Below are 7,848 nucleotides of genomic sequence, written 5' to 3'. Positions count from 1 at the left end.
TTTTAACATGACCTTCTTCCCATTTTTCATTATAAAAAAAGAAACCTCTTTGCGAAACAGCAAATCACTGTAAATAATTACAATTTATCGAACAAAAATCTGATCGTTTTTTTATTTTTTCAGGTAAAAAAGTCCTGAGTTTTATTAAATGATAAATTGTAACAAAAATAAAGCAAATTTTCATTTTACTTAAAATTTGTAAAAAATATGTAATAAAAAAACCCCTTTCTTGTCGAAAAAGGGGTTTGGTTAGAAATTAATGAGATTTTAATTTCTCAAGTTCAAATAAAAACTTATCATTCAGAACCTTAATATAGGTTCCTTTCATTCCAAGTGATCTGGATTCAATCACTCCTGCGCTTTCTAATTTGCGTAAAGCGTTAACGATTACTGATCTTGTAATCCCTACGCGGTCTGCAATTTTCGAAGCTACGAGCAAGCCTTCACTGCCATTTAGTTCTTCAAAAATATGCTCAATTGCTTCTAATTCACTGTAAGAAAGCGAACTAATGGCCATTTGTACAACTGCTTTACTGCGGGCTTCTTCTTCGATTTCCTCTGCTTTTTCACGTAAGATTTCCATACCAACCACTGTAGCTCCATATTCGGCCAAAATAAAATCATCGTCATGGAATTGTCCATTCAATCTTGCAAGAATTAACGTACCAAGACGTTCCCCGCCTCCGTTAATTGGAACAATTGTTGTTAATCCTGTGCTGAAAAGATCTTTGTTTTCTACAGGGAAAGCTGTATATTCGCTTTCTACGTCAAGATTAGGTGATGTCTCCTGAATATTAAATAGATTATTCGTATATTCTTCAGGGAATTGACGATCTGCAAGCATTTGCTTCATACGATCATTTTCAATTTGCTGGTTAACTGCAAAGCCTAGTAATTTTCCGCGTCGACTAAGTACAAAAATATTAGCCGTTATGACATCACTTAATGTTTCTGCCATTTCTTTAAAGTTAACGGGTCTGCCAGCTGCTTTTTGCAGCATCGCATTAATTTTTCTAGTTCTTGATAATAAATCCATTAGTTTTTCCTCCATTTTGCTTAACAAAAAAGCTTATTCTATTTTATCTTGAAATAATAAAAATTATTTGTCTATCTATTCACATATAACTTAACAAAAACTTTACAATATAAATTGGCTTAAATCTTTGTTCCGCGAAATTGCACCTAATTTCTCTTCAACATATTGAGGAGTAATCGATATCTTTTCCATCGTTACATCTGGCGCTTCGAAAGATAAATCTTCAAGCAGCTTTTCCATTATCGTGTGAAGACGTCGCGCTCCAATATTGTCGGTATTTTGATTCACTTCAAAGGCAAATTCAGCAATCCTACGAATAGCATCGTCAGAAAATTCAATTTGTATACCTTCAGTTTCCAATAAAGCTTGATATTGTTTAATAAGGGCATTATCAGGCTCAACTAAGATGTTAAAGAAATCCTCAACGGTTAGCTTCGTTAATTCTACACGGATTGGAAAACGCCCTTGCAGCTCCGGAATTAAATCTGAAGGCTTCGCCATATGAAACGCTCCAGCTGCCATAAACAGAACGTGATCAGTTTTTACTGTGCCATATTTGGTTACGACTGTAGACCCTTCTACAACTGGAAGAATATCTCTTTGGACACCTTCTCGTGATACATCTGCAGATGATCCTCCGTTATTGCGGCTTGCAATTTTATCAATTTCATCAATAAATATGATGCCGGACTGCTCAGCACGAAAAACAGCTTCTTGAGTCACTTCGTCCATATCTATTAATTTTTGCGCTTCCTCATTTGTTAATACATTTCTTGCTTCACTTACAGTCAGTTTTCTTTTCTTCCGGCGCTTAGGCATTAACCCGCTTAATGCATCCTGCATATTCATGCCCATTTGTTCCATTCCAGAACCTTGCAGCATGTCAAACATGGATGGAGGCTGTTCCTCTAGCTCTACAGTAATGAATTCATTTTCAAGTTCACCTAAGGCTAGTTTTTCTTTCACTACCTTGCGTTTTGCTTGAATATTCATATCATCTGAAGTTGTTGAATCTTGATCTGACTGATCATTGCCTCCACCAAATAGCATTTCCAGTGGATTCTTATAATTTACAGTCTTTTTATTTGAAGGAACTAACAATTCTACTATGATCCGATTGGCACTGTCTTCTGCACGTTCCTTCACGCTATTCATCTTTTCTTCCTTAACGAGTCTTACAGATGTTTCTACAAGGTCTCTAACCATTGATTCAACATCTCTTCCAACATATCCGACTTCTGTAAATTTAGTCGCTTCCACTTTAATAAAAGGAGCCCCGACTAACTTTGCCATTCGGCGGGCAATTTCAGTTTTTCCAACACCCGTAGGTCCAATCATTAATATGTTTTTAGGACTAATTTCATCACGGAGCTTATCTTCTAGTAATCCACGGCGATATCTGTTTCTTAATGCTACAGCTACTGCCTTTTTTGCATCCTTTTGGCCAATAATAAATTGATCAAGTTTTTCAACAATTTGACGGGGTGTTAAATCCGTTCCTTTAACCATCAGTCAGCTCACCATCCCTTAAAGTTCTTCTACTACAATATTGTGATTCGTGTAAACACAAATTTCAGCTGCCATTTCAAGAGAGGCTTTTGCAATTTCTTTTGCAGTTAAATGATCCCCAGCGTAACGTTTTAATGACCTTCCTGCTGCAAGTGCATAATGTCCGCCGGAGCCGATTGCCAATATCCCATCATCAGGTTCAATAACCTCACCGGTGCCAGAAATAAGCAGGAGGTTTTCCGCGTTCATGACAATAAGCATTGCTTCAAGCTTACGCAATATCTTATCGCTTCTCCATTGTTTAGCTAGCTCCACAGCGGCTCGCTGCAAATTTCCATTGTATTCTTCAAGCTTGCCTTCAAACATTTCAAATAACGTGAAGGCATCTGCAACTGAACCTGCAAAGCCGGCAATTACCTTCCCATTAAATAGCTTCCTAACCTTACGTGCAGTGTGTTTCATGACTACCGCATTTCCAAAGGTCACTTGACCGTCTCCAGCCATTGCGCAATTCCCCTTGTGATGCACAGCGAAAATAGTTGTTGCATGAAATTGAGACATTCTTATATCCTCCTTTGCCGTTTATACGTAAACTAAAGCTTTGATTTACAAATTCAAGTTTTCGTAAATCTGTATCTTAAGCTCTTGGATGGTGTGCTAAATAAGAATTTCTTAAATATTCGCCAGTAACATGCGTATATACTTGTGTTGATGATAAAAAGGCATGGCCTAACAATTCCTGGACGGTTCTCATATCCGCTCCATTAGATAGTAAATGTGTGGCAAACGAATGTCTTAGCATATGTGGATGAATTTTGCCATTTAAAGACGATTGTTCAATTAGTTTACTAAGGATATGCCTTATCCCTCGAGGCGTTAATGGTCTCCCTCTGCTATTCAGAAATAAATAATCATTCGGAGCTTCTTTTGTTAGCAAGCTTCTGCGACCGTTATTTATGTAATATTCCAAAGCATCATGTGCAAAGCTGCCAAAAGGGATATACCTTTGCTTGTTTCCCTTTCCATGAACCAAAACAGTTGATAAGTACATATCAATATCTTTTAATTGAATATTGCTGCATTCGCCTACGCGCATACCAGTAGCATATAGAAGCTCTAATAACGCTTTATTTCTTTGCCCTAATATCGTTTCCGTTTCACATGCATTAAATAACTCTTCCAATTCTTCCTCATAAAAAAATTCCGGAAGCTTTTTTTCAAGCCTTGGAATGGAAGCTAGGGCAAAAGGGTTTTCACTAACTATTTTCTCCCTGACAAGGAATCTAAAAAAACTTCGCAAACAAGAAATTTTTCTAGCCACCGATTTTCTTGCAAATTTTCTTTCATAAAGCTTTGTAAGATAAATACGGACATCAGAATACTTTACATCCTGCAAATTGTTAATTGCTTGTTCATTTGTGAACAAAAAGAATTCGTTAATATCCTGTTGATAATACTCAATAGTATATTGTGAATAGTTTTTTTCAATTTGTAAATATTCAATAAACATCTTTAACGAATTGTTCACATTTTGGTCCATTCATTATCACCTCACAAGGGCTTCTAAATAGTATCATATTTTAGAAGCCCTTGCAATTAAATTCCCTCACTTTTCACAAAGTTCTGAATTGTTTCTAACGCTCGGTTTGCATGCTGTTCGTTACGTTCTTTTTTTCCTCTAATTTTAACAGGAAGTTCAGGCAGCAACCCAAAGTTAGCATTCATTGGCTGAAAGCTTTTCTCGTTAGCTGATGTGATATATCTTGCCATACTTCCAATGACCGTTTCATGCGGAAATTCTACAAGATCCTCACCATTAAGCAATCTGGCTGCATTTATTCCTGCTACCAATCCGCTCGCAGCAGATTCAACATAGCCTTCAACACCAGTCATTTGTCCTGCAAAAAATAAATCTTCTCTGTTAATGAATTGATACGTGGGCTTCAATACCTTCGGGGAGTTAATAAAAGTATTACGATGCATAACCCCATAGCGGATAATTTCAGCATTTTCTAATCCCGGTATTAATTGAATAACCTCTTTTTGCGGACCCCATTTTAAGTGAGTTTGAAACCCAACAATATTATATAGTGTTCCTGCTGCATCATCTTGACGAAGCTGAACTACTGCATATGGTCTTTTTCCCGTTTTTGGATCCTCTAAACCAACTGGTTTCATCGGACCAAAAAGCATTGTTTTCTTTCCTCTGTTTGCCATAACCTCAATTGGCATACACCCTTCAAAAAAGATTTCTTTTTCGAATTCTTTTAATGGAACGGTTTCAGCGCTAATTAAGGCTTCGTAAAATTTATTGAATTCTTCCTCTGTCATCGGGCAGTTTAAATAGGCGGCTTCTCCTTTGTCATAGCGTGATTTAAGGTAAACCTTATCCATATTAATCGATTCTTTTTCAATAATTGGTGCTGCCGCATCATAGAAATATAAGTATTCCTCACCTGACAATTCCTTAAGCTTCAAAGATAATGATTCACTTGTTAATGGTCCTGTAGAGATGATAGTAGTACCATCAGGAATATTAGTAACTTCTTCTTGAATGACAGTCACATTGGGATGATTTTTCACTTTATCCGTTACTCGTGCCGCAAAGTCATGGCGATCAACAGCCAATGCCCCTCCAGCAGGCACAGCACTAGCATCAGCTGACTCAATAATAATTGAATTTAATTTTCGCATCTCTTCTTTTAGAACTCCTACCGCATTCGTAAGCGTATTTGCACGAAGCGAATTGCTGCATACGAGTTCCGCGAATTTATCTGTGTGATGAGCAGGTGTTTGCTTCACAGGTCTCATCTCATAAAGCCTAACATGAATCCCTCTATTAGCAAGTTGCCATGCAGCTTCACTTCCAGCTAACCCAGCACCTATAACATTTACTGTTTTATCCTTCATTTTCTGACCTCCACGTTTCAAAAACATAGCTATCTTACTTTACACCTAATCGATATCATTTTGCAATTAAACAATACACAGATTTATGATTTTTTCTATTATCATTCCCTACATATCCTAAAATGAGGAAGATTTCAGTCCCCATAAGAAAAGAGTGAGCCAATAGCCCACCCTTAACCTTGCTTCTCTTCCTTGTAATCACATTCGATGCATTGAACTTGAACACCTTTTTTCAGCTTCTTTTCTATAAGAAGATTCTCGCATTTTGGACAGCTGCGCGGTAAAGGCTTATCCCAAGAAATAAAGTCACATTCAGGGAAACGGTCACAGCCATAAAAAATTCGCCGTTTTTTACTCTTTCTCTCTATAATATTTCCTTCTTTACACTTCGGACATGTAACGCCAATCTCTTTAACAATTGGTTTTGTATTTCTGCAATCAGGGAAATTGCTGCAAGCCATAAATTTTCCGTAGCGACCCATTTTAAAGACCATTGGGTTTCCACATTGTTCACAATCTTCTCCTGCAGGCTCATCCTTAATTTCGATCTCTTGCATTTCTTTTTCTGCTATTTCTAGATGTTTTTCAAAATTAACGTAAAAATTATTGATAATTTCTATCCAATTTACCTTTCCTTCTTCAATATAATCCAGATCTTTTTCCATCTTTGCGGTAAATTCAACATCTAGAATATTCGGGAAAAATTCAAACATTAACTCATGAACAATTTCTCCAAGCTCAGTTGGGATAAATCGCTTATTATCTAACGCTACATATCCGCGCTTTTGAATGGTATCCAGAGTAGGCGCAAATGTGGAAGGGCGTCCAATCCCACGCTCTTCAAGTGTTTTTACTAATCGTGCTTCAGTATACCTTGGCGGAGGCTGCGTGAAATGCTGTTTCGGATCAATATCCTTTTTAATGACCTCATCACCCTCTTTAAGGTCAGGAAGCATTTTATCTTTTTCCTCAGCCTGATCATCAGTGCCTTCTACATACACTTTCATAAACCCAGGGAATTTCACCTTAGATCCCGTAGCTCTAAAAATAACATCGCCATTCATTAAGTCTACACTCATCGTATCCATAACGGCTGAAGCCATCTGACTTGCCACAAATCGCTCCCAAATTAACCTGTACAATCGCAGCTGATCTCTTGAGAGAAATTCTTTTAAACTGGCTGGCTCTTTCGTTACACTTGTCGGTCGAATAGCCTCATGGGCATCTTGCGTATTCGATTTCTTTTTCTCTTTCTTTTTATCCACCTGCAGAAAATCCTTGCCATAAGCTTCTTCGATAAATTGGGAAGCCTCTCCTTGAGCAACTTCTGAAATTCGAGTAGAATCCGTTCTCATATACGTAATTAACCCGACTGTTCCCTCTTTGCCAAGGTCGATTCCTTCATAAAGCTGCTGAGCAAGCATCATTGTTTTTTTCGCCCGGAAATTTAATTTTCTTGCTGCTTCCTGCTGAAGTGACGAAGTAGTAAATGGAGCAGCAGGATTCCTTTTACGTTCTTTTTTAGTAACTGATGTTACTTTAAATTTGTTCCCATTCATCTTACTTAATACAAGCTGAACATCATCTTTTGATTTTAAATCAAGCCTGTTAGTCCCTATTCCATAGAAAGATGCTTCAAAGCTGTCTTTTCCTTTTAGGAAATCGCCTTCAATGGACCAATACTCCTCAGGTTCAAAAGCTTTAATTTCTTTTTCCCTGTCAATAATTAAACGAACTGCTACAGATTGTACTCTGCCGGCACTTAAGCCCTTTTTTACTTTTTTCCATAATAAAGGGCTAATATTATATCCAACGAGCCTGTCAAGCAGCCGTCGCGCTTGCTGGGAATCAACGAGGTCCATATTAATAGGTCTTGGATGTTTAAACGATTCTTTAATCGCATCCTTCGTTATTTCATTAAAGACAACTCGGCAATCAGATGAAATATCCATATTAAGGCTGTGTGCCAAGTGCCAGGCAATAGCCTCTCCCTCACGGTCGGGGTCAGCTGCGAGATAAATTTTCTTTGCCTTTTTTGCTGCTGTTTTTAACTCCTTCAATACTGGGCCTTTTCCGCGTATTGTAATGTATTTCGGCTCGTACTGATTTTCTATGTCAACACCCATCTGACTTTTCGGAAGATCTCTAACATGTCCCATGGATGCTCTAACTTTATATTTTTTTCCAAGATAACGCTCAATCGTTTTCGCCTTTGCCGGCGACTCAACGATTACTAAAAACTCAGACATCAATAGTCCTCCTTAAGAGGGGATTTTAAAAGAAATATCAACTATTATTGTACAACAGTTTCATCTTTGTCAAACATTATTATCCAATTTAAAACGGTTTCATTAATTTATTAACGATTTATTATGGAATTTATCATTCTTAAT

Annotated in this window: 6 protein-coding genes; all 6 read right to left on the bottom strand. The window is 37.4% G+C overall.

The window, feature by feature from the left end:
* Positions 1-256: 256 nt before the first annotated feature.
* The 6 genes from codY to topA all read right to left on the bottom strand — a co-directional run bounded on the left by codY (position 257) and on the right by topA (position 7,704).
* Positions 257-1,036: a GTP-sensing pleiotropic transcriptional regulator CodY gene (codY, locus tag V7149_RS14435; protein ID WP_335346317.1), complete on the bottom strand. Its 780-nt coding sequence runs from the start codon at positions 1,034-1,036 to the stop codon at positions 257-259.
* 102 nt (positions 1,037-1,138) lie between these two features.
* Positions 1,139-2,545 carry an HslU--HslV peptidase ATPase subunit gene (gene hslU, locus V7149_RS14430; protein ID WP_335346316.1) on the bottom strand — a complete coding sequence of 469 codons (1,407 nt, stop codon included), beginning with the start codon at positions 2,543-2,545 and terminating at the stop codon, positions 1,139-1,141.
* Positions 2,546-2,563: 18 nt separating this feature from the next.
* Positions 2,564-3,106 (bottom strand): ATP-dependent protease subunit HslV, encoded by a 543-nt coding sequence (gene hslV / locus V7149_RS14425; RefSeq protein WP_335346315.1) that lies wholly within the window; start codon positions 3,104-3,106, stop codon positions 2,564-2,566.
* Between the two features lie 76 nt (positions 3,107-3,182).
* The gene (gene xerC, locus V7149_RS14420) at positions 3,183-4,085 is read right to left on the bottom strand and encodes a tyrosine recombinase XerC (protein WP_335346314.1); all 903 of its coding nucleotides are present in this window, start codon (positions 4,083-4,085) and stop codon (positions 3,183-3,185) included.
* 56 nt (positions 4,086-4,141) lie between these two features.
* Positions 4,142-5,455 (bottom strand): FADH(2)-oxidizing methylenetetrahydrofolate--tRNA-(uracil(54)-C(5))-methyltransferase TrmFO, encoded by a 1,314-nt coding sequence (gene trmFO / locus V7149_RS14415; RefSeq protein WP_335346313.1) that lies wholly within the window; start codon positions 5,453-5,455, stop codon positions 4,142-4,144.
* A 173-nt stretch (positions 5,456-5,628) separates the two neighbouring features.
* Complete coding sequence (topA, locus tag V7149_RS14410; protein WP_335346312.1) at positions 5,629-7,704, bottom strand: type I DNA topoisomerase; 2,076 nt, start codon at positions 7,702-7,704, stop codon at positions 5,629-5,631.
* Positions 7,705-7,848: the final 144 nt, after the last annotated feature.

The organism is Bacillus sp. JJ1503 (assembly GCF_036965125.1).
GTDB lineage: Bacteria > Bacillota > Bacilli > Bacillales > Cytobacillaceae > Cytobacillus.
This window is presented reverse-complemented; position numbering and strand designations above follow the sequence as displayed.

Coding starts and splice junctions, on each gene's coding strand:
- codY (WP_335346317.1), bottom strand. CDS start 1,036: ATGGATTTATTATCAAGAACTAGAAAAATTAATGCGATGCTGCAAAAA.
- hslU (WP_335346316.1), bottom strand. CDS start 2,545: ATGGTTAAAGGAACGGATTTAACACCCCGTCAAATTGTTGAAAAACTT.
- hslV (WP_335346315.1), bottom strand. CDS start 3,106: ATGTCTCAATTTCATGCAACAACTATTTTCGCTGTGCATCACAAGGGG.
- xerC (WP_335346314.1), bottom strand. CDS start 4,085: ATGGACCAAAATGTGAACAATTCGTTAAAGATGTTTATTGAATATTTA.
- trmFO (WP_335346313.1), bottom strand. CDS start 5,455: ATGAAGGATAAAACAGTAAATGTTATAGGTGCTGGGTTAGCTGGAAGT.
- topA (WP_335346312.1), bottom strand. CDS start 7,704: ATGTCTGAGTTTTTAGTAATCGTTGAGTCGCCGGCAAAGGCGAAAACG.